We start from the raw sequence: 23,044 nt of genomic DNA on the forward strand, positions 1-23,044 counted from the left end.
CGGCATTAACCTGTGCAAATGAAAGCAATCGTTTGTTGGATATTACTGGGAATTGTCAGTACTGTCGGTTTAGGGCTGCAATACGTTCCATCAAAATCAGCTACGTCAGAGCAAAAACGTAATGAACCAAACGTACTATTCATTGTTGTCGACGATTTACGCACTGATCTGGGTTGCTACGGGGATTCGCTCGCTCACACGCCGAATATTGACAAACTGGCTCGCACGGGCGTAGTATTTGATCGGGCTTACTGTCAGCAGGCTGTTTGTGCGCCGTCGCGAGCGTCCATGCTGACCGGATTACGCCCTGATTCGCTACGTGTTTGGGACCTCAATACACCCATTCGAACCCATTTGGCGAACGTAGTGACGCTGCCACAGTATTTTAAGCAACAAGGATACGTAACACAGTGTATCGGCAAAATCTTTCATGATCCCGCTGATCATCAGGACGCTCAGTCATGGTCGGTGCCCGAACAACTGCATATTACCGATGACGCTGGCGGCAAATACGTCCTCCCTGAAAATATACGTAACGGCGGTAAAGGTTTCTGGAAAGCAGCTCCTACCGAGCGCGCTGAGGTACCGGATTCGGCGTATGTGGATGGGCGAGTGGCGCTGGCAGCAGTACGTGCGCTTGAGAAATTACGGACGCAACCGTTTTTTCTGGCCGTTGGGTTTCGTCGTCCTCATTTGCCGTTTTCAGCGCCCGAACGCCACTGGAAATTTCATAAACCTGAGCAATTCGCTATTCGAAGCAATGAACAACTGCCGATGGGAGCGCCAGTTTACGCAGGTCATGAATCGTCGGAGCTTCGCGGATACACGGACGTACCGCCTAAAGATGATTTGTCGGATGCAATGAAACAGCAGCTTCGGCACGGCTATTACGCCAGCACCAGCTACGTCGATGCGCAGGTAGGGCTTGTTTTGCAGAAAATCAGGCAATTAGGATTAGCCAGCAATACGATTGTAGTTCTGGTTAGTGATCACGGCTTTCATCTGGGCGAACAGGGGCTCTGGACGAAAACATCGAATTACGAACTTGATGTGCGCGTACCACTTATTGTTTCGGCACCCGCGCAGAAGGCCAGAGGTAAGCATACAAAAGCGTTGGTTGAATTGATCGATCTATTTCCGACGCTGACAGATTTGTGCCAGATCCCTACGCCAAAACAGATACAGGGTAAGTCGTTCAAAAAGCTGGTCGATAACCCAGGTCTAACGCATCGATCCAGTGCGATTAGCCAGTTTCCACGACCCTGGACATATAAAAAGAATCCAGAATTGATCGGGTATTCCATCCGTAATCAGCGTTTTCGCTACACTGAATGGCGACGGTATCAGGATGGTAACGTAGCAGCAAGTGAGTTATACGACCTCGAACATGAACCGATTGAACGTACCAACCTAAGTGGTCAATCAGCTTATAGGAATATCTTGAAAGACATGTCTCAGGCGTTACATAACGAAATCCCGGCAAAACCGGCTCCTTTACAACGTGCTTCCCGTTAACGTACTACGTCTGAGAGTAAGGTTACGGGTAATGGATTTTAAAATAAACCTACACTACGTATCGCTTCACTACGTAGCATTCTCCATTTATCAGATGCTTTTCTGGCAGAACATCAACACAGAAACGTATTAAACCGAAAATCCCGGACGGATAGGTATAAATTACCAGGTTCCGCGTTTTGTAACATATAACTCTTGTGTAGTTAATAAGCTGGATTGTTTACCTGAACGCTTAAACTCATGCGCCCTTTTTTACCTAAAAAACGGTCTTTTCTCTCCCGACAGACCGTTCTTGTTTCGGCTACTGGTCTGGTAGTTGGTGGGCTTTTTGTCGGAGCTTACCAGAACCGAAACCTCAACAAAGCTTCGCAGTCGTACCTGACAAGCCTGTTCGCAAAACTAGGCGACGACGATAAACATGACCCCAAATACGCGGTTGGTAGCCTGAATATTGCACCTGGCCTCGAAGCGACTCTTTATGCCGCCGAGCCAATGCTAACCAATCCGACCAACATCGATGTAGACGCCCGTGGTCGTGTTTGGGTTTGCGAAGCCTATAATTATCGTCCAGCCGTCAACGGCAATCCGACAAAAAAAGAGGGTGATCGTATCGTCATTCTGGAAGATACCAACGGCGATGGCAAGGCCGACGAAACCAAAGTGTTTTATCAGGGCCCCGAAATCGAATCACCACTGGGGATTTGGGTGCAGGGTAACAAAGTAATCGTTTCCGACAGCCCGAACGTCTGGGTATTTACCGATGAAAATGGTGACGATAAGGCTGACAAAAAGGAGTTGCTGTTTACAGGTATCGGCGGTGAGCAACACGACCACGGAATGCACACGTTTGTGTTCGGCCCCGACGGAAAATGGTATTTCAACTTCGGAAATTCGGGCGAACAATTGCTCGATAAAAATGGCAACGCCATTACCGATATCGCCAGTGGAAAAACCATCAATAAGCAGAATTTCAAACAGGGCATGGTGTTTCGCTGCGACCCTGACGGGAAGAACGTAGAGCTACTGGCCCAGAATTTCCGTAATAACTACGAAGTGGCGGTCGATTCCTACGGTACGCTCTGGCAATCGGATAATGACGACGATGGCAACAAGAGTGTACGGATTAACTACGTCATGGAATATGGTAACTACGGCTACACTGACGAGATGACGGGGGCAGGTTGGCAGGCCAACCGCGATAATATTGAAACCGAAATTCCTTTCCGCCACTGGCATCTGAACGACCCCGGCGTAGTGCCCAATCTGCTTCAGACAGGAGCTGGTTCGCCAACGGGAATCATTGTATATGAAGGAAAACTTCTGCCCGAAGTCTTTCGCAATCAGGTTATTCACTGCGACGCTGGTCCGAACGTAGTGCGTTCGTATCCAGTACAGAAAAACGGTGCGGGTTACAAAGCCGAAATTGTGAATGTACTCGAAGGTGCCCGCGACCAGTGGTTCCGGCCTGCCGATGTGTGTATAGCGCCCGATGGTTCGCTAATTATTGCTGATTGGTACGATCCCGGCGTGGGTGGGCACCAGGCGGGCGATCAGAAACGTGGCCGTATTTATCGGGTAGCTCCTCCCAATACGCCTTATACAATCCCCAAACTGGACGTATCGACTACCGAAGGCGCTATCGAAGCGTTACAAAGTCCGAGTATGGCATTCCGGTACGCGGGCTGGCAAAAACTCCACGAGATGGGTAACAAGGCCGAAAAAGCGTTGGCGAAACTGTATAAATCTTCAGACAATCCCCGGATGAAAGCCCGCGCCTTGTGGCTTTTAAGCCAGTTAGACAATGGTAAAAAACACATCGAAACGGCGCTGAAAAGCGACAATCCTGACCTACGTATCACGGCGCTACGTACCGCCCGCGAACGTAAAGCCGATGTAATTCCCTATGTAAAACAGCTTGTCAATGATCCTGATCCTCAGGTACGTCGGGAGTGTGCCATTGCGCTACGTAAGAGTACGTCTCCCGATGCTCCAGCACTTTGGGCGCAACTTGCCAGTAAATATGATGGGCAGGATCGCTGGTATCTGGAAGCGCTTGGCATTGGGGCAGAAGGTAATTGGGACAGTTACTACGTTGTCTGGGCCAAACAAATAGACCCGTTGGCTAATGCCGCTGGGCGAGATATCGTTTGGCGCGCCCGAACAAAAGAATCGGTACCGGCGCTGGCGAAACTGGCTGGTGATGCCAACGTAGCACTGAATCAACGGCTTCGTTATTTCCGGGCGTTCGACTTCAACCCCGGTGCCACCGAAAAATCGACGGCTCTACTGGAAATTCTGAAAGCAAACAGTAGCTCTACGGACGTAACAAAACTGGCGCTACGTCACCTCGACCCGACTTTCGTGAAAACTTCGCCTGTTGCCTCGGAAGCACTGGCGAAACTCATGACCGATGTATACGGGAAGCCTGAATACATCGAACTGGCAACACGTTACGAACTTGCCTCAGAAAGTGAACGCCTGAAACAACTGGCTATTCAGAAAGCTATGGAAGCTATGGGACGAGATGCTGCCCGTCAATTGCTGAAGCAGCAGGGTAGACCGCTGGTTTTGGAGGTTATCAATGGGAGCGACGCCGAAGCTGCTACGAATATGCTTATCGCACTACGTCGGGTAGGCAACAAGGAATCCATCGACATTTTGAAAACGGTAGCTCTCGATGAAAAACGGGCGGCACCGCTACGTCGGGAAGCAACCCGGTCATTAGGAGGTAGTATTGAAGGAGCTGATATGGTTTTGGCTCTATTGAAATCCGGCGATATTAAAGGCGATTATAAAAAAGCAGCCGCGCAGGGTGTAAGCAACGATTGGCGTCGAAACGTTCGTCAGCAGGCGGCTAGTTATCTGGATGGAAGCCAAAGCGCGGAAGGCAAGAAACTGCCTCCCATGACCGAACTGCTAACTATGAAGGGCGACGCGGCCAAAGGAGTCATCGTGTTCAAGAATAATTGCTCCATCTGCCATCAGGTAAACGGAGAAGGTATGGATTTCGGACCGAAACTATCGGAAATTGGCTCTAAACTGCCAAAAGAAGGCCAATACCTTGCCATTATACATCCTGATGCGGGAATCAGCTTCGGTTTTGAAGGCTGGGAAGTGAAATTTAAGGATGGCAGTTCGATGACGGGTATCGTATCGAGCAAAACCGAAACCGACCTTCAAATGAAATTCCCAGGTGGAACAGTGCAGAACTATAAAATGGCGGATGTCGTCTCCATGAAACAGATTGATTCGTCGATGATGCCTTCCGGTTTGCAGGAAGCCATGAACACTCAGGAATTAGTAGATTTAGTAGAGTATTTAGCAAGTTTAAAGAAAAAATAACCGGGATTTAACGGATTTGAGGATTTACACGATTTTGTTTATTGATAAAGCGCTTCAAAGAAGCGAAAAACAAAATCGTGTAAATCCTCAAATCCGTTAAATCCCGGTTCAGACAACCATCATGCAACGACGCAACTTTGTAAAATCGACATTTGGGCTGGCTGGGGCCGCCGTCACGGGTGAATCTATAACCGGTAACTGGCATTCGCAACCTACTTCTCTAGCCAAAAACACGTTTAAATTGAAATATGCCCCACACTTCGGCATGTTCGAGAATAGTGCAGGTAAAGACCTCATCGACCAGCTCAAATTCATGGCCGATAATGGTTTTACAGCTCTGGAGGACAATGGAATGATGGGGCGTGATGTGGCTACGCAGGAAAAAATCGCCAAAGAAATGGCCCGGCTCGGTATGACACTGGGCGTTTTCGTGCTCGATAAGGGCGGAAACAGTCAGAATACACTAGCAGCCGGAAAGCCCGAATTCATCGAAATTTTCCTGAATGGTTGCCGGAAAGCTGTCGAAACCGCCAAACGTGTTAACACTAAGTTCACGACGGTGGTACCCGGGGATTTTGATCGGAGTCTGCCGATTGGTATTCAGACGGGCCATGTGATCGACGCGCTACGTCGGGGAGCCGATATTCTGGCTCCGGCAGGCTTGACGATGGTGCTGGAACCCCTCAGCGATACGCCCAATCTGTTCCTGCGCACCTCCGATCAGACCTACGAAATCTGTCGCGCCGTGAATAGCCCTGCCTGCAAAATCCTGTTCGATATTTACCATATGCAGAAAAATGAAGGACACATCATTCCGCATATCAACTGGTGCTGGAGCGAAATCGGTTATTTTCAGATTGGTGATAATCCGGGACGTAAAGAACCGACCACAGGTGAAATCAATTACAAAAACGTGTTCAAGCACATTTACCAGAAGCAGAAAGCCGAAAACAAAGAGTTTATTTTTGGAATGGAGCATGGCAATTCGCAGCCGGGTAAAGATGGTGAAGTGGCGTTAATTAAAGCCTACGTCGAATCAGACAGTTTTACTGTTTAAATTTTTTGTCATGCTGAAGCACGAAGCATCTTAATGATTCCTGACTAGCTCATTTGGATGCGTTAAGATGCTTCGTGCCTCAGCATGACAAAGAAAAACGAAAACGGGTATTCAGAAGTCTAATCGACTGATCTGATTACCCGTTTTGCTTGACGTAAATTTCTTTCTTAAAGAACTACTACAGAGTTCTCTTCGCTCGATACACCACTGGCTACGTATTTATCAGCAGACCAGTCGTTTTCCCATGTTATACCGTCCAGGACGTAACGGAACTGATACTCTCCACCTACCGGCAGTTCAACGGTTGTTTTGTACGAACCGTCTTTTTGCTTTTTCAGAATTTGGGTACTGATGTCCCAACCATTGAATTCACCGGCCAGGGAGACCGTTTTAGCACCGTTGACGGCTTCAGCCGGCAATTCAAACGTTACTTTTGCAAGAGGCTTGCTTTTGAGGAATTGTTTGGCAACTGCCATATAAGTTCACTTTTTGGTTTCAATGCAAAGTTATAATACAAAATAAGTAATATCATAATTATCAGTATATTAACGCTGAATATTCTTTAAAATATTCTAATTAATGTATTTTGATTTATAATTTCACTTCTGAGAAACGTCCTATTTTGAAACTATCTTTACTATGCTTTTAGGCATACGTTGTCGTAATTGTATTGTCATTTGCCTGCTTAAACGATTAGGTAACTATTCAGGAAAATTGTGCCGCTAGTTGCTAGCAAATGAGCAGCTCAGTTACGGACTATTGATAAAATAATACGCTATTTGCCCGCGTATCATTTTATCAATAGATAATCGGTAAAAGTACTCGTCTGCTTTACCTTATTTTGTCGTGTAATATCGGTTGACGCAACAAGGCACCAACAACTTTCTGACTCTCTATCATTCGTTCAGAATACGAGCCGGAAATAAAATGATACGTTAGATGCCGTTTATCGAGTTCCAGGCGGAAACGATTCAGCATTTCTTCTCGCCGGTGTCCCTGATCGCGAAGATTATCAGATACCCACGGTACGTCGATGTCCAGCAAAATATACGTATCATACTGAACGCTACGTTCCAGCGCAGTTAGTTCGGGCGGTATTTGATCAAAATAAATTGAGGAATAAATCTGAGTGGTAATCAGATCAGTATCGCAAAAGAGAAGCCGGTTCGCGATACGTTCGGCGGCTTGCACGGCTTCCGTCTGCGCTTGTCCAATCTGGATAATTTCGTCTATGGTGAACGTATTAGACGTAATGAAGCTACGCGCCATTTCCGGTACAAACGCTGTTTTGTATTCAGTAGCTAATTGCTGAGCCAGGGTTGTTTTTCCTACGCTTTCAGGGCCATACAAACAGACTTTTTTGACAAAAAATGGCCGTACTACGTCGGGTATAAATTCCCAATACTGCGCGGGTTGCTGCCGGATCAACGTAGCAGAAACGGGAACCTGCTGCCGGAGTGGGTCGAACGAAACGTAGTGTAAACCAGAATGATGCGCCAGTGGAATAGCGTACTCCTCCGATGCGAAAAAGACGCTCACTGCTGGGAAACGTCGTTTGATAAAGGCTGCCCAGAGTTTGGTGGCTTCCCAGAGAGGAAGCGTCGGGTCGTGAAAATCGTCGGATGCTGTAACAACCTCAATTGTTGGATAGGTGGCAAGTAGTTCCGTGAGCCAGCCAAGCCGGATAGCTGCGGGAATCACATCATCGGGCGTAACGGTCATCGACACAATCAGGTGATCGCATTGTTTCCGGGCAAAATCAATCAGCGCCAGATGCCCCTTATGAACCGGCATAAACTTGCCGAAAACCAAACCCGTTCTTTGGCTCATTCAGTAACGTTTTTCACAAAAATAAGTCGTGCTACGTATCACACCGATGCTACGTCTGACTTACTTCTTCACAAATACGTACTCGCCTGTATCAAAAGGATTTAGCACTAACTGTTTTGTATCCACAGAAACGATTTTCATGAGTCGTCCTTGTGTAGAGGACATGCATAAGGCCCGGATTCGTACACCATCACCTTCCAGGGTGTAATCCCCACTTCCGCAACCTAAAAATCCGTATTCAATGGGTTTTGTATTTTGATAATATTCGTTGAAAGTGCCATCGTTAGTGAACGTAATAAATACGCCTTTATCAGTTGGAACGCTGACCTGCGCACAGGCTGCGCTGGTAGTTGGCTGGCAATAATTGATAAGTTGCCAGGTACCTACGAGCTTATTCGCCGGGTCGGCATTCTCTGGTTTCGAGCAACTCAATCCAATCAATACAGTGAAGAAAAGAATAACGTTTTTCATGAATAGAGAGATTTATCAAAGCAGACCCGAAAAACAGCTAAAGCGTTGTAGCCGGGCTGTCTACAACCTGCACCAAATATTAACCTGCCCCCGCCGATTCCTGCCCAAATGCATCCATCTGTCAATCTGCAAGAACTGCGGGTAATTAATGCAGCATTTTTACCATGCATTAGCCGTTCACCAGATTATTTCCTGACCATGAACCAGAAACTCCGCCAATTCTTTGTCCTCTGCCTGTTGGTGGCTGCCTGTTTACCGCTGTACTGCCTCGCGCAGGGCTACACCCCCGAAACAGTCCCAAATCCTAAAGAGCAACGTAGCAGTCACTACGTTAGTAATCCCGATGACATTCTGTCGACAGTAGCCGTTAGTCAGATTGATTCGATGCTGGGTGCACTGGAAGATTCGACAACGGCGCAGGTGGCCGTGGTTTGCGTGAATTCTATTGGTGAAGCTGTGCCCAAAGATTTTGCCACTACGTTGTTCCGGAAATGGGGGCTTGGATATAAGGAGAAAAACAACGGCTTGCTGATTTTGCTGGTGAACGATCAGCACCGAATCGAAATGGAAACCGGTTATGGTCTGGAAGGCGTTCTGCCGGATGCAATCTGCAAACGTATTCAGACCCAGAACATGATTCCGTTGTTCAAAGTGGGTGATTTCGACAGAGCCATGGTGGCGGGTGTCGCGGAAGTAATACGTATCCTGACGATGCCCGAAGCTCAGCGTGAGATTTATGATGATTCAAAATACATGCCGGCTCCATATACAGGGCTGAGTGGTGGGGGCGTGATGGTACTCTGTATTTACTTCGGTGTCTTTTTATGCCTTGTAAAACTATTTACCCTTTGGTTCAGAAGCTCCGACGCAACCACAACGGCTATTGAGCAGGCTATTTCTAAATCCCGCTGGAAAAGAGATGTGTGGGGAATTTTTCTCACGTTGATAATGCCAATGCTATTGGGTGCAGTATTCATCCAGCTTCGGGACAGAGGTATGATGCCCGGTTGGCAAATGCTGCTGTGTCTGTATGGCTATATGTGCCTGGTTCTGTGGGAGGCCCGCCTGCGCCGACTGATCAAGTTTAACGAACTTTTTGGCAAAATGACCGATCAGCAGCAATACGACCGGTGGAAGCTGGCCATGTCAACCGGCTGGTTCAAGGCCATGCTTTTCCCGCTGCCGTTCTGGCTGATTCGACGAGAAGATAAACAATGGCTGGATAGACTCCGAAATCGGCCAAGACGTTCGGCTGAGGGTTATGACCTTACGAAAGTGGCTGAGCCTGAAGAAAATCCTTTCCTGACTGAATATCAGCAAGTGGAGCAGCGACTAAAAACCGTAGATTACGATGTTTGGCATAATCAGGCTCATAACGTAACGCAGGCGATTGGCTACGAAAATCTGAAGGATAAAACGTATACCCGGTGCCGTAAATGCTACTCCAGAGCGTTGCACCTGACCGATACCAGCGTAGTGACGAAATCTACCCTCGAACGAGAAGGACGTAGCATTAAAAAATACGTCTGCGAGGCCTGCGGTCATCACGAAGAAACCGCTCATGTCATCGCCCGACTGACAGTAAGTTCAGCTTCCTCGTCATCGTCCAGCTCGTCGGGCAGTAGTTACAGTTCATCGAGTAGTTATTCAGGTGGTTCTTCCAGCAGTTGGGGCGGGGGTAGTTCAGGCGGAGGCGGTTCGGGAAGTAGCTGGTAGCCAGTACGTATCGTATGAAAATTTTATTCCGGAAACTCGTGGCGTATTCACCCTTGGCAGCTATTGCCGCACTCTTGTTTGGCTGTAGCGAAAGTGCACGTAGTGGTTATCGCATCGAGGATGGTGAGGTCGTGTTGTATACGGGTTTTCCGGCTAATCGTTCGGTTGTCAAAGAAGCCAATGTCGCTACGTTCAAGGCCATCAATAAGGTATACAGCAAAGACGAAAAGCAGGTGTTTTATCGGGGGCAGCCCATTGCAAAGGCTGACCCTGCTACGTTCGAGTATCTGGCTGGCGACTATTCCAAAGATCGGGCAAACGGGTATTTTCAGGAGAAACGTATCAGTACCGATGGCCACCATTTTGATATTGTACCAAACCCCGCCGAAACCTCCAGTAACGTAACGGCAGAAGGAATCGCCTATGCCCGCGATAGCCGCTACGTTTACCGGAGCACAGAAATTGTAAAGGGCGCCGACCCTGCTACGTTTAAAGTCGTTCCCATGTTCAACGGCAATTACCTTACGCATGACCGACGCTACATATACTTCCATGATCGTCCGATCGAAGGCGCCAACGGACAGTCGTTTCGAAAAATAGCAGAGCTGACATTTACGGACGGACGTAGCGTTTGGGGGCTGGAACTGGGCAAAGACACCTACTGGAACCGGATGACTGACGTAGATATTACGTCCTTGAAAAGTGCGGGAAGCTACTACGCACTCGATAAAAATCACGTCTATCTAGGTAACGACCAACTTCCTGATGCTGACCCTGATACGTTCGAAGAAACCGGCTATCTGACGGGCAAAGACAAAAATGCTACGTATCAGTCAAGGAATCGTTCGGCTAATTAATTGGCGTTTAGTATGCGCGAATTGGCGAATACGTCCACAGAACGTAACGATTTAATTATTACCCCGCGATTACTGGGTATTATTTGGAAAAGCTTCGAATGGCATGGCTTATTCATGAATAACCCAGATACGCCATTATTGGCCCATTTTCTGGCGTATTACGAACGGCCCGTGCAAAATCCTGTTTTCAGTTGGTATAACAAAGCGAAGCAATTAACGTATCGCTATGACCTGAGTATCAATCAGGTGGAGGTAACGCCTTCGGTTCAGCCTGAATTGCGGTGGGAATCGGATGCTAACAAGTATCTCTGGAAAATTCTGCCGCCCGAATGGCTGGAAGCTAACGGCAATTGGAAACCCATTTGGTTTAAAGCTGCGGAACGCTGGGAGATAGCCCCAATACTATTTATACTGGAGCAGGGTTTCGACGTAAATACAACCGACGAACTTGGTAGAACAGCCTTGTATTACGTTGTTGGACCGTTCGGAGGCAGACTTGACCTCGTGGAGTTGCTGGTAGAAGCCGGGGCCGACCTGAGCCTGCCGAATAACACAGTTGATATTCTTTTAGAGCGTAGTCAGGAAGGGCTTCTGGGGCGGATCGAAATTGAAAATGCGGCTCTGATTACTAGTTACTTACAAAGTTTGTAACCAGCCGTTTTTTGGCTATTTTTCAGACATCAATTGCGTCTGAACGTTGATCCTAAAACCTTGAATCAGTCATGAAGAAGCCCCGAGGTTGTCTCTTTTCCCTGGTCGTTCTTGTGGTAGCGATACTCGTGCTGGGAACTATTAGTTTCTTCGGCGGCAAATTCATTGACCGCTTCCGGCGCCCGTGGGCCTATAGCCAAACGGAGCCGCTTTTGATTGGCAAATGGCGAGGGTCGTATAAAGACCCTGACGGAGTAGCCAAAAGCCTCGAAATGGAAATGTTTGTGCCGGAAACAGATGATAAACGCTGGGAAAACGCTTTCAGAACCCGCCGTCGGCGCAGTGGCCGCCCCCGTTCTCGTTCCATTAACTCATTTAAGGGAGCTACCGTTGTCGTTAGTCCATTAGGACGGGAAGAGTATGAAATCTGGGGGCATGTGCACCGCGATGATTATCACCAGATCGACATGACCTTCGAGTTCGATGAAAAGCAAATCCTTAAAGTCAATAATTTTTACCTCCACCACGCTGAGCAGAGCCGTTGGCAGGGTGATGAATTAAACGTTACGTTGCTGTTCGTGTACCGTCGCCCCGACAACTCTGCCTATTCCGATAGCGCCGACCCGCGCTACTCTAAGCGCGTACCTGTTCATTTAACCCGTGTTGAGCTCTGAATTACCGCTTCCTAAAAACTAATTGCCGTTCGCTCAAAGGTTTGTCTGCTGAAAAGCTGGTCCATGTAGCTTCATCTACAGAGTCTTAACGCACTCTTTACTTTGAAGGACATGAAAAAGCTACTATCATTTTTGACGATCGTGCTGTTGCTGAACGGCTGTAAGAAATCTGAACCAGAACCCACGCCGTTTTCCATTCAAAATTTTGATCCTGCCCAGGGAGTTGTCGGTACGGTGGTTACGATTACGGGCGAAGGATTCTCGACAGATCTTGCCAGGAACGTAGTGAAATTCGGAACGGGTGTAGCTACTGTGACGGGTGCCTCGGCTAGTCAACTGACAGTTACGGTACCGGCTTCGGCACAATCCGGTAAAATCACGGTTGAAGTCGACGGGCGAACCACGACTTCCTCGGCTGACTTTACGTTCATCGACGGGCCAGTCATTACCAGTTTTACACCCCAGCAAGCCGAAGAAGGCGAAACGGTACGTATCAACGGGCTTAATTTCTCCAATAATACGTCGGCGAAATTTAACGGCGTAGCGTCCAAGGGTGTTACGCGGTTAAGTAATACGCAATTGGACGTAGTGATACCGGACGGAGCCACAACGGGTAAAATCGTGCTGGAAGACGCTGGTAAATCGTTCACCAGCACCCAGGATTTCACCGTGATTGTGCCCCTGTCGAGCAAATCTACGATAACGAAATTAGTGGGTATCCCGGCCTTCGCAACAAATGGAGCCGACGGTGTTCGGATGGCCTACACCAGCAACAGTATCTACCTGACCGGTCCGGGCCAGAAAACCGTCTATAAAATGGACCTCACTACGTTGGGCGTAGCTCCTTTCCAGACAATTACGGGTGAGCCAGTAGGTATTGCGGCTACTGGCGATCAGGTTTATTTTGGGGATACGGATGCGGGATACTTTTATACCTATCGCTTCGATAAACTATCCAAATCAACCTCGGCCGACGCCAATGCCCGGCCTTTCTCCCTGAAACCCGGTGGAGCTACCGGAAAATATACCTATCTCTCTGCCAATTTTAACAACGAAATTATTGGCATCGTCAATGGTACGGCTGGGGGTAATTCGTCGTCAAGTTTCTCGACCACGGTGGTCAACACGCAGCTTAAGGGCACCCCCGACCAAGCCAACGCGCACCTGGCTACCAATACAAAAAGTGTGTTTGTCTTCTGCAATCAGGCGCTCTGGAAACTACAGACCAACAATACACTTACGCTGGTAGCGGGGGCTGCGGGCCAGAAAGGCTACGTTGACGGCGCAGGCGCTGCGGCCCGGTTTCAGGACGGCGGTTATGCACGCGGGAATGCGATAGCGGTCGATGAGGCCGACAATGTGTACGTAACAGACTATGGTTCAGGTTGTATTCGCAAAGTTGATGCGTCGGGCAACGTAACGACAGTGGTAGGGAACAAAAAATTTTTCGGGACCACCATTAAGCCGGGAAAAGGACACCGTACGGCCTTCCGATTCGACCAATTCGACATCGCGACGGGCGCTGATGGAGCGTTATACGTAGTGGCCAACAATGACGTCCAAAGCCAGACACTTCGCTTTGCGGTTTATAAGATCACGTTTGATAAATAAAGCTTCAGTGACTACATAAACTTTCTTTGGAGAAAGTATTGTAAAACCCCTCCATCAACCTTATTTATTTCAATTAACAAAAGATTAACTAACTTGCGAATGGAATCGGCATTAATAAAAACGCCGGCCTCAACCGGACCGGCGTTTCTGGTTTCTTTCTTAACTTAAACGCTGTTAGGCGTCCGCCTAATGACATCAACAAGCAGACAGTAGTTGCATCCTAAGGCCGATTGTATGATGAACGGTTGAATAGATATACAAATGGTCGGACGCGAGATGCCGGAGCCTTAGGTTCCGGCATCTTTTTTTGCCGTTTGAAAAGGTTTGACTTCAGCCCAGATTTCTATAGAACAATTTCCATAGTTTTGTTCACGCATCAAGGATTTGTTACGTCCGAAAATGCAAATCATTACAGAAATAACGTTTCTATTCAGTAGTCTTTGCCTTTCGTTTTGACTAAGAAACGCGTAAATTACCCTGACTAAGTGAGGTACCCTAAACCGTTGTATCGTTCATGAAAACCCAGTCGACTGTAAGTGCTCACCCCTGGTTTCGGTTCTATCCGAAAGAAGTACCCACCGAAATCAATCCAGAAGCTTATCCATCACTAGCGGCTTTGTTAGAAGAGGGCTGCCAACGGTTCGTCAATAAACCGGCTTATGCCTGTATGGGTAAGCAGATCACGTTTGGTGAACTGGAAAAATTGTCGGCTCAGTTTGCGTCGTTTCTGCAGAATGATTTGAAGCTTCAGAAAGGCGACCGGTTGGCGATTCAGATGCCTAATACGTTGCAATATCCGATTGCCATGTTTGGCGCACTGCGGGCGGGATTAACGGTTGTCAATACCAATCCGCTCTATACGCCCCGCGAAATGCAGCATCAGTACAAGGATTCGGGCGCGAAAGCCATCGTTATTCTGAGCAATTTCGCAAGCAATCTGGAGAAAATTCTCGACCGGACCGACATTAAACACGTAGTAGTCACGCAACTGGGCGATATGCTGGGTTTCCCGAAGAAGCTGATCGTGAATGCCGTTGTGAAGTACGTAAAGAAACTGGTGCCTGCTTACAACCTACCCGAGGCAATTTCATTCAGTGAAGCCCTGAGTCGTGGTAGTTCTCAGCCTTTTAAACCGGTAAACATCGCCAATACCGACCTGGCTTTTGTTCAGTACACTGGCGGCACAACCGGCGTATCGAAAGGAGCGATGCTGACGCACCGAAACATTATTTCCAACGTAGAGTGCCAGCATTACTGGATGATGCCCTCGCACGTGCCCGAAGGTGAAGGCATTATTGTTGCCGCGTTGCCGCTTTATCACGTATATGCCCTCACCACCAATGCGTTAGCTGCTTTGAAAAGCGGCTCGATGAACCTGCTCATCACCAACCCGCGCGATTTGAATGCCTTTATCGACGACCTGAAAAAGTATAAAATCACCGCGTTTACGGGCGTCAATACGTTGTACAACGGACTACTCAATCACCCGCGTATTGGCGAGGTAGATTTCAGCCATCTGAAAGTTACGTCAGCAGGGGGCATGGCTTTACAGACCGCTGTGGCCGAACGATGGGCTAAACTGACCGGTAATACACCCTGCGAAGGCTACGGCCTGACTGAAACATCGCCAGTACTTTGCTCTAATCCGGTTGATGGAAGTGTACGGGTGGGTACTATTGGAATTCCCTGGCCCAGTACGGAGATGAAAATTATTAACGAAGATGGAACCGATGCTGCCATCGGCGAACCCGGCGAGATTGTAGCGCGGGGACCACAGGTATTTAAAGGCTATTTAAATCGGCCGGAAGAAACTGCCAAATCCATGATGGGCGAGTGGTTTAAAACGGGCGACGTCGGCGTGATGAACGAAGATGGTTTCTTTAAAATCGTTGATCGCAAGAAAGACATGATTCTGGTATCGGGCTTCAACGTGTATCCGAACGAAATTGAGGACGTAGTGGCGCAGTGCCCCGGCGTGCTGGAAGTCGCTTGCATTGGCGTTCCTGACGAGAAATCGACGGAGGTCGTAAAGATTTTTGTGGTCAAGAAAGATCCAAATATTACCGCCGACGACATAAAAGCTTACTGCCGCGAGAATCTGACTCCTTACAAGGTGCCCCGCGCGATTGAATTCCGCAACGAACTACCTAAGTCGAACGTCGGCAAAATACTACGTCGGCCGTTGCGGGATGAGGAAATGGAGAAGCTGAAAAAGTAGTGGTTTTAGCAACGTAGCGCGGGTGGAAACCCGCAGCCGTGGTGTAGAATATATCCATCAAGGCTGCGGATTTCCACCCGCGTTACGTTGTAAAATTATCCCGCCATCGCAGCCGTTGGTGCTACGTCGAAGAGCTGCAATTCCTGCTGAAATCCTTTCACCTGCTTTATAAACCGGCTGGCTTTCCGTCGCGAAACTTCTACGCGGTGGCCATTAACCAGGCTCACACTTAGTTGCTGATGCTCAGGGTGAATAGCTTCCAGATAAAGCAGATTGATGATATTCTTTTTGTGAGGCCGCGCAAAGAATTTTGGCGACAGACGGCTTTCCATCTTCTTGAGCGTCAGCGAAACCATCAACTGACTACCATCAACAAAGTGAAATAACGTGTAATTGCCCTCGCCCTCCAGCCGCACAATCTGATGCATGGGCATTTTCTTGCGGCAACCCCAGAAAGGAAGTGTTAAATCAGGCATGGCAAACTGGTCGGCCAGTTGCTCAACGAGGAAATAGCTTAGCGGTTTCGCTACTAGCTTTTTTTTCATGATGTGGAAATTTTTGGTGCGAATAGTAAAATACAAAACAACTTCCACTGAGGTAGAGAGTTTGTTTATGTATTCAGATAGCAAGTTTACACAAAATTCATTATCAATCAATTGGCTGACTGATAAAAAAAATTGATACCGAAATGGTAACGTAGCACATAGGTTAAAAAAACCTTCCAGCAAGGACGTAATGAACTAATTAAGTCGCTTTCAACTTTGAGAAAGATAAGACAAGTCGATACGAATTAGCATGGCAACCCTTCTTGATTTGGTCGGTAATACGCCCCTGGTTGAATTGAACCGCCTGAATCCAAATCCCAACGTAACACTTTATGGTAAACTTGAAGGTAATAATCCTGGCGGCAGCGTAAAAGACCGCGCTGCGGTTAGTATGATTCAGGGGGCCATTGCTCGTGGTGAACTAAAGCCTGGTATGAAACTTATTGAGGCTACAAGTGGGAATACAGGCATTGCCCTCGCTATGATTGCCCGGCTCTATGATATCGACATTGAGCTGATCATGCCCGGCCATTCCACCCATGAACGCGTGTTGACCATGGAAGCATTCGGCGCTAAGGTGATTCTGACTGAAACCATGGAAAGCGCCCGCGACTATGCCGAAGATCAGGTGAAAAAAGGAGGGTATCTGATGCTCAATCAGTTTGCTAATCCCGATAACTATCTGGCTCATTACCAAACTACGGCCCCCGAAATCTGGCGCGATACGTCCGGAAAGATTACCCACTTTGTTTCATCGATGGGTACTACGGGTACTATTATGGGCACTTCGCGCTTTCTGAAAGAACAAAACCCGGACGTGCAGATTGTAGGATGCCAACCCACCGAGGGGTCATCCATTCCGGGAATTCGGAAATGGCCAGTGGAGTATCTTCCGAAGATATTTGAGCCGCAACGCGTTGACCGAGTTATGGAAATCTCGACCGAAGATGCTACGGCCATGACGCGTAAACTGGCTAGTGTAGAAGGCGTTTTCGCCGGTATGAGCAGCGGAGGTGCCGTTCATGCCGCCGTCGAACTGGCCAAAGAACTGGAGTCCGGTACTATCGTCTGCATCATCTGCGACCGGGGCGACCGCTATCTCTCATCTGATCTGTTTGGTTGATAGTCGATCCGCAAGACGAGAAATATTTCTACCAGCCTTAACTCCCGGTTGGCTGCGACGTATCTTTGCAGCATGTATAAGCGAATCATCCTGCCATTACTATTCCGTTTCGATGCGGAAACCATTCACCACACCGTCACAAGATTTTTAAAAATATTTCTGTCTATCCCCGGCGTTTCGGCTCTCTTCCGAAGTTACTACGTAGTAAACGACAAACGTCTGGAACGTACCGTTTTTGGTATTACGTTCCCTAATCCGGTAGGTATGGCGGCTGGCTTCGATAAAAACGCCGAACTCGTCAGCGAACTGAGCGACCTGGGTTTTGGCTTTGTGGAAATCGGAACCGTTACGCCCCGTCCGCAAGCCGGAAACCCCCGCCCGCGATTATTTCGATTGAAAGCTGATCTGGGAATAATCAACCGAATGGGTTTCAACAATAAAGGCGCTGGTCCGGCTGCCGAACGACTACGTCATTTCGCTAAAAATCGAGGAAATCGGAAGGTGATTGTGGGGGGTAACATTGGCAAAAATAAAGACACGCCGAACGAGGAAGCTATACAGGACTACCTGTTCAATTTCCGAGCCCTGTTCGATGCGGTTGATTATTTTGTTGTCAACGTCAGTTCGCCCAATACGCCCGGCCTGCGCGACCTACAGGAGCGTGAACCGCTAACTCGTTTGTTGTCGGCTATCCAGGAGGAAAACCGCCAGCAAGCGGTACGTAAGAATGGTTCTCCCAAGCCTGTTTTGCTGAAAATTGCCCCTGATTTAACGAATGGCCAACTGGACGACATCATTGCTATTGTTGCTGAAACAGGTATTTCGGGTGTTATTGCTACCAATACGACCATTAGTCGTAGTGGATTACAAACACCTGCAACCCTAGTTGAACAAATGGGAGCGGGTGGCGTAAGCGGTCAACCGCTACGTGCACGAGCAACCGAAGTAATTCGATACCTTCATCAGCAGTCGGGCGGAAGCTTTCCCATAATTGGCGTTGGCGGCATTGCTTCAGCCGATGATGCAATAGAAAAGCTCGAAGCCGGGGCCAGTCTGATTCAGGTATACACCAGCTTTATTTATGAAGGGCCAGGTTTAGCCCGGCGCATCAATCGGGGGTTGTTAAAGCATCAGTCATAAATGGTCAAACTCAAGTTCTGGCTTATTCAGTTTCAGGAGCCAATCTGATATACATTTTACATTTGTAAACAAAAAGCTAGTCCCGTGCATAGTTTCTTCGTAGATTTTCGTTGAAATTTTGGAAATTTACCTGCCGCTACTGTCCTGACCCATTTTATGGCACAACCGACTACCCCTCCTCGGCAGAACACAATCCGTCGACCTGTTGAACGTAACGAACCCCGTGCCCCACGGCCAAAGCCATCGGCCAGCCGAACGAAAGCGCCTTCTTTTAATTGGGGTGCTGCTCTCGACCGTTGGTTCACCGACCAGCGTTCTACATTGACCCTCGGGGTCTTAACGATGGCCGTGGCTATCGGACTGCTGTTTGCGTTTGTTTCGTACCTGTTTAATGGTACCGCCGACCAGAGTGTGGTTGGCGCTGCTCTTTCCGAACCATTGACCGAAACCGCCCACGAAACCCGTAACTGGGCCGGCGTGGTAGGGGCGTATATTGCGCACGTATTTGTGTTTCGATGGTTTGGCATTGGAGCGCTGGCCTTTCCGATCATTGTTTTTCTGGCGGGCTATAAACTCACCTTTCGGCGTGAATTGTTACCGCTGAGTCGCACTACTACGTTACTTCTGTTCATGGCCTTCTGGACGAGCCTCATGCTGGGGTACATTGTGCTGGTAAGTAACTCAGCGCAAACGGCCAGCGTATGGTGCGGAGGTCTGGGCTATGAAACCAACGTAGCACTGTATGGGCTGATTGGCTGGGGGAACCTGGCTTTCATTGCTTTTCTGCTTTTCGTCTTCGTCGTTTATTTTGTAGATATACGGACGATCCAATTGCCCAATCTTTCGTTGCCATCTCGCCCTCGTCCGGTACGTTCATCGGCGAATCCTTTGCAGACGTACGACGAAAGCGAGTATGAGGATGACGAGGAAGAGGAATTTACTGCGGACGAACCACGTAATAACGTTCGTGCTACACCAACATATCAGGACACTCCATACACGAATGGCACGAGCACACCCGATGCGAACGTAGCAGAACAACCGGCTTCGATGGCGGAAAATGTGGCTAAAACGACTGGTGTTACGTTCTCGATAAAAAACCGGGATGCTGTGGCCGACGATCCGGTTGTTGACGAAGAACAGGGTGCTACGCCGTCGCCTACGTTTGAGCCTGATCCGTTCGAGGATGATGACTTGGTGGCGCTTCACGGTCTTTATGACCCAACTAGCGAATTATCCCAATACCAATACCCGACGAATGAACTGCTGACCGACTATCAGAATAGCCGAAAAGCGCAGGTTTCTGACGATGAACTGACGGCGAATAAGGAACGTATCGAAAACACGCTACGTAACTTCGGCATCGAAATCGACTCCATTCAGGCGTCAATTGGTCCGACTGTTACGTTGTACGAAATCGTACCGGCCAAAGGCGTCCGTATTTCCAAAATCAAGAGTCTGGAAGATGACATTGCCCTGAGTCTTTCGGCCCTTGGCATTCGGATTATTGCCCCGATGCCTGGGATGGGAACCATTGGGATTGAAGTGCCCAACAAAAACCGCGAAATGGTGTCGATGCGGTCGGTGATTACGAGCGATATCTTCAGTAACAGCAAATTCGACCTTCCCATAGTACTGGGGAAAACCATTTCGAACGAAATATACGTAGCAGATCTGGCTAAAATGCCGCACTTGCTCATGGCGGGGGCAACTGGTCAGGGAAAATCGGTTGGGTTGAACGTACTACTTACGTCGTTGATTTACAGAAAGCATCCGTCGCAATTGAAACTGGTGCTGGTCGACCCAAAAAAGGTGGAATTGACCCTGTTCAACAAATTGGAACGTCACTTTTTGGCGAAGTTGCCTGATTCAGAGGAGCCGATTATTACGGATACCAAAAAGGTGGTCAATACGCTAAATTCGCTCTGTATAGAAATGGATCGGCGTTACGACCTGCTGAAAGATGCTGGTTGCCGAAACCTGAAAGAATACAATGCGAAGTTTGTAAAACGCCGATTAAATCCTGAGAAAGGCCACCGGTTCTTACCCTACATCGTCTTGATTGTCGATGAGTTGGCCGACCTGATGATGACCGCTGGAAAAGAAGTAGAGCAACCCATCGCCCGATTGGCTCAGTTGGCCCGTGCTATTGGTATTCACCTGGTTGTAGCTACGCAGCGGCCTTCTGTGAACGTAATCACCGGCTTGATTAAGGCGAACTTCCCGGCGCGGCTGTCGTTTAAAGTAACGTCTAAAATTGATTCCCGAACCATTCTCGACACAGGCGGAGCTGAACAACTGGTCGGTATGGGCGATATGCTTTTATCGTCGAATTCCGAGATCATTCGCTTGCAATGTCCCTTTGTCGATACAAATGAAATTGAGGAAATCTGCGAATACGTAGGTAATCAGCGCGGCTATGACGAAGCCTACGCCCTGCCCGAATTTGTAGGTGACGATGGCGGACAAAGCGACGATAAAGATGTTGATCTCGGCAACCGCGACCCGATGTTCGACGAAGCCGCCCGCCTTATTGTGATTCACCAGCAGGGTAGTACGTCGCTGATTCAGCGTAAACTCAAACTGGGCTATAACCGCGCCGGTCGCCTGGTCGACCAGTTAGAGGCTGCCAAGATTGTAGGTCCGTTTGAGGGCAGCAAGGCCCGCGACGTACTGGTGCAGGATTTACAAATGCTGGAAGAATTGCTGAAACGTTTGAAAGGCGAGTAGAAGCTTTATTCCGCTACGTAACATCATTAAACTTTTCCGATCATTTTTGGTCTTTGTATAGAGATAAAGCCAATTATTATTAACCTGAATTGACGAGTAATTCCTATGAGAATGAGAACAATAGCGTGCATATTGAGTTTGGCGTTCTGTTTAACGTTTCCTGCATTTGCCCAGAAAGATAAACGTGCCCAGACCATTCTGGACGCCATGAGTAAGCAATATAAGTCGCTGAAGTCGTATCAGGCTTCGTTTACCTACGCCAGTGCAGGGGCTGGTACGAAGGAGTCTTATAAAGGTGATTTGACGGTAAAGGAAGAGAAATTCCGGTTGCTGCTGGGCGGGCAGGAAGTGTTTACCGATGGTAAGACGATGTATACCTACATCAAAGAGTCGAACGAGGTAAATGTGCAGGATTTCGAAAAAGGCAGCACCAGCGAACTAAATCCAACCCAGATTTATACGATTTATAAGCGGGGGTTCGATTACAAGTTTCTGAGAGAACAGAAGCAGGACAGCCGTACAGTTGAGGTCATCGAGTTGACGCCTAACCGTCCTAAAAGCCCGATTGCTACCATCCAGATTTCAGTCGACAAAGCCGATAAATCGGTTCGTAACTGGCTGATTGTTAATAAAGATGGGAAACGTACTACGTATACCATCACCAAGTTTACGCCGAACGCCAACGTAACAGACGCTTATTTCGTTTTCGATAAAGCCAAATACCCCGGCGTCGAAGTAGTAGACTTACGATAGTCGATAGTCAGTGGCCGCCAATGTCATAAACTGGCGGCTACTGATTATCGACTTTTTTTACACTTTCTCCCCAAAGGCTAAATCGCCCGAATCGCCGAGGCCGGGAACGATGTAGAAATGCTCGTTCAGGTGGTCATCGATAGCCCCTAACCATAGGTGGCACTGAGGCAACCGTTGCTGAACGTACTGAACGCCTTCAGGACTGGCGATGATGGATGCAATGTGTGTTTGCGCCGGAATTCCGTAACGTAGCAGCGCGTGATAAACTTTTTCGAGGGAGCGGCCCGTAGCCAGCATAGGATCGCAAAGAATCAGTACTTTTCCACTTAAATCGGGGCTAACAATATAGTCCATCGCAATTTCGAAGCTTTCGGTGTCGTTAGCTGGGTAGCCCCGGTAGGCTCCGGCGAAGGCATTTTCGGCCTGGTCGAAATAATTGGCGAATCCCTGGTGGAACGGCAGACCCGCCCGCAGAATGGTCGCTAAAACCGGCTGCTGACGTAGTATCTGCGTTTGCGCCGTACCAAGGGGCGTTTGCACAGAGGTTGTCTGATACGATAGCTTTTTCGAGATTTCGTAAGCCATCAGCTCGCCAAGCCGTTCCAGATTCCGGCGAAATCGTAACCGGTCCTGTTGAATGGAAACATCACGGAGTTCGGCGATAAACTGGTTGGCCAAAGAAGACTGCTGCGCAAAAACAAACATAGGTTGTTGGAGACTTTAGCCCTAAATTAGCCGCAAGGTTGGCGTATATCCAAACCAATTCTTTAATTTAACGGCTCATACAGCCCATTGAGTGATCGAACGAAGC

General features: G+C 48.4%; 19 protein-coding genes. 14 read left to right on the forward strand and 5 right to left on the reverse strand.

Annotated features, from left to right (window positions below):
• Positions 1 to 18: 18 nt before the first annotated feature.
• The 4 genes from IC229_RS24560 to IC229_RS24575 all read left to right on the forward strand — a co-directional run bounded on the left by IC229_RS24560 (position 19) and on the right by IC229_RS24575 (position 5,914).
• Positions 19 to 1,515: a sulfatase gene (locus IC229_RS24560; protein WP_190889886.1), complete on the forward strand. Its 1,497-nt coding sequence runs from the start codon at positions 19 to 21 to the stop codon at positions 1,513 to 1,515.
• Complete coding sequence (locus tag IC229_RS24565; protein ID WP_190889888.1) at positions 1,502 to 1,648, forward strand: hypothetical protein; 147 nt, start codon at positions 1,502 to 1,504, stop codon at positions 1,646 to 1,648. Before IC229_RS24560 ends, IC229_RS24565 begins: the two co-directional genes overlap by 14 nt.
• 107 nt (positions 1,649 to 1,755) lie before the next feature.
• Positions 1,756 to 4,857 carry a PVC-type heme-binding CxxCH protein gene (locus tag IC229_RS24570; RefSeq protein WP_190889889.1) on the forward strand — a complete coding sequence of 1,034 codons (3,102 nt, stop codon included), beginning with the start codon at positions 1,756 to 1,758 and terminating at the stop codon, positions 4,855 to 4,857.
• Between the two features lie 121 nt (positions 4,858 to 4,978).
• Positions 4,979 to 5,914, forward strand: coding sequence for a hydroxypyruvate isomerase family protein (locus IC229_RS24575; protein WP_190889891.1), 936 nt, complete (start codon positions 4,979 to 4,981; stop codon positions 5,912 to 5,914).
• A 167-nt stretch (positions 5,915 to 6,081) separates the two neighbouring features.
• Here IC229_RS24575 and IC229_RS24580 read toward each other — a convergent pair whose 3' ends face one another.
• From IC229_RS24580 to IC229_RS24590, 3 genes are all read right to left on the reverse strand, one after another.
• Positions 6,082 to 6,390: an isoamylase early set domain-containing protein gene (locus tag IC229_RS24580; protein ID WP_190889893.1), complete on the reverse strand. Its 309-nt coding sequence runs from the start codon at positions 6,388 to 6,390 to the stop codon at positions 6,082 to 6,084.
• Positions 6,391 to 6,745: 355 nt separating this feature from the next.
• Complete coding sequence (locus tag IC229_RS24585) at positions 6,746 to 7,744, reverse strand: AAA family ATPase (RefSeq protein ID WP_190889894.1); 999 nt, start codon at positions 7,742 to 7,744, stop codon at positions 6,746 to 6,748.
• 60 nt (positions 7,745 to 7,804) lie between these two features.
• Positions 7,805 to 8,215 carry a lipocalin-like domain-containing protein gene (locus IC229_RS24590; protein WP_190889895.1) on the reverse strand — a complete coding sequence of 137 codons (411 nt, stop codon included), beginning with the start codon at positions 8,213 to 8,215 and terminating at the stop codon, positions 7,805 to 7,807.
• Positions 8,216 to 8,413: 198 nt separating this feature from the next.
• Here IC229_RS24590 and IC229_RS24595 point away from each other — a divergent pair, with 198 nt between their 5' ends.
• The 6 genes from IC229_RS24595 to IC229_RS24620 all read left to right on the forward strand — a co-directional run bounded on the left by IC229_RS24595 (position 8,414) and on the right by IC229_RS24620 (position 15,942).
• On the forward strand, positions 8,414 to 9,931 hold the full coding sequence (locus IC229_RS24595; protein WP_190889896.1) for a TPM domain-containing protein: 1,518 nt from the start codon (positions 8,414 to 8,416) through the stop codon (positions 9,929 to 9,931).
• 14 nt (positions 9,932 to 9,945) lie between these two features.
• On the forward strand, positions 9,946 to 10,788 hold the full coding sequence (locus IC229_RS24600; protein ID WP_190889897.1) for a DKNYY domain-containing protein: 843 nt from the start codon (positions 9,946 to 9,948) through the stop codon (positions 10,786 to 10,788).
• 12 nt (positions 10,789 to 10,800) lie between these two features.
• Positions 10,801 to 11,439, forward strand: a complete 639-nt coding sequence (locus IC229_RS24605; RefSeq protein ID WP_190889898.1) for an ankyrin repeat domain-containing protein — start codon at positions 10,801 to 10,803, stop codon at positions 11,437 to 11,439.
• A gap of 71 nt (positions 11,440 to 11,510) precedes the next feature.
• The gene (locus IC229_RS24610) at positions 11,511 to 12,113 is read left to right on the forward strand and encodes a hypothetical protein (protein WP_190889899.1); all 603 of its coding nucleotides are present in this window, start codon (positions 11,511 to 11,513) and stop codon (positions 12,111 to 12,113) included.
• A gap of 111 nt (positions 12,114 to 12,224) precedes the next feature.
• Complete coding sequence (locus tag IC229_RS24615) at positions 12,225 to 13,724, forward strand: IPT/TIG domain-containing protein (RefSeq protein ID WP_190889905.1); 1,500 nt, start codon at positions 12,225 to 12,227, stop codon at positions 13,722 to 13,724.
• A 514-nt stretch (positions 13,725 to 14,238) separates the two neighbouring features.
• Positions 14,239 to 15,942 (forward strand): AMP-binding protein, encoded by a 1,704-nt coding sequence (locus tag IC229_RS24620; RefSeq protein ID WP_190889907.1) that lies wholly within the window; start codon positions 14,239 to 14,241, stop codon positions 15,940 to 15,942.
• 95 nt (positions 15,943 to 16,037) lie between these two features.
• Here IC229_RS24620 and IC229_RS24625 read toward each other — a convergent pair whose 3' ends face one another.
• Entirely contained in the window at positions 16,038 to 16,487 is a 450-nt protein-coding gene (locus IC229_RS24625; protein WP_190889909.1) for a LytR/AlgR family response regulator transcription factor, read from the reverse strand.
• 250 nt (positions 16,488 to 16,737) lie between these two features.
• Here IC229_RS24625 and cysM point away from each other — a divergent pair, with 250 nt between their 5' ends.
• From cysM to IC229_RS24645, 4 genes are all read left to right on the forward strand, one after another.
• Positions 16,738 to 17,610, forward strand: coding sequence for a cysteine synthase CysM (cysM, locus tag IC229_RS24630; RefSeq protein ID WP_190889910.1), 873 nt, complete (start codon positions 16,738 to 16,740; stop codon positions 17,608 to 17,610).
• A gap of 72 nt (positions 17,611 to 17,682) precedes the next feature.
• On the forward strand, positions 17,683 to 18,750 hold the full coding sequence (locus IC229_RS24635) for a quinone-dependent dihydroorotate dehydrogenase (protein ID WP_190889912.1): 1,068 nt from the start codon (positions 17,683 to 17,685) through the stop codon (positions 18,748 to 18,750).
• A gap of 156 nt (positions 18,751 to 18,906) precedes the next feature.
• Positions 18,907 to 21,480 carry an FtsK/SpoIIIE family DNA translocase gene (locus IC229_RS24640; protein WP_190889920.1) on the forward strand — a complete coding sequence of 858 codons (2,574 nt, stop codon included), beginning with the start codon at positions 18,907 to 18,909 and terminating at the stop codon, positions 21,478 to 21,480.
• A 111-nt stretch (positions 21,481 to 21,591) separates the two neighbouring features.
• The gene (locus tag IC229_RS24645) at positions 21,592 to 22,233 is read left to right on the forward strand and encodes a LolA family protein (protein WP_190889922.1); all 642 of its coding nucleotides are present in this window, start codon (positions 21,592 to 21,594) and stop codon (positions 22,231 to 22,233) included.
• Positions 22,234 to 22,290: 57 nt separating this feature from the next.
• Here the strand turns inward: IC229_RS24645 and upp are convergent, their stop codons facing one another.
• Entirely contained in the window at positions 22,291 to 22,938 is a 648-nt protein-coding gene (gene upp, locus IC229_RS24650) for a uracil phosphoribosyltransferase (RefSeq protein ID WP_190889923.1), read from the reverse strand.
• Positions 22,939 to 23,044 lie beyond the last annotated feature (106 nt).

The organism is Spirosoma profusum (assembly GCF_014699005.1).
Lineage (GTDB): Bacteria > Bacteroidota > Bacteroidia > Cytophagales > Spirosomataceae > Spirosoma > Spirosoma profusum.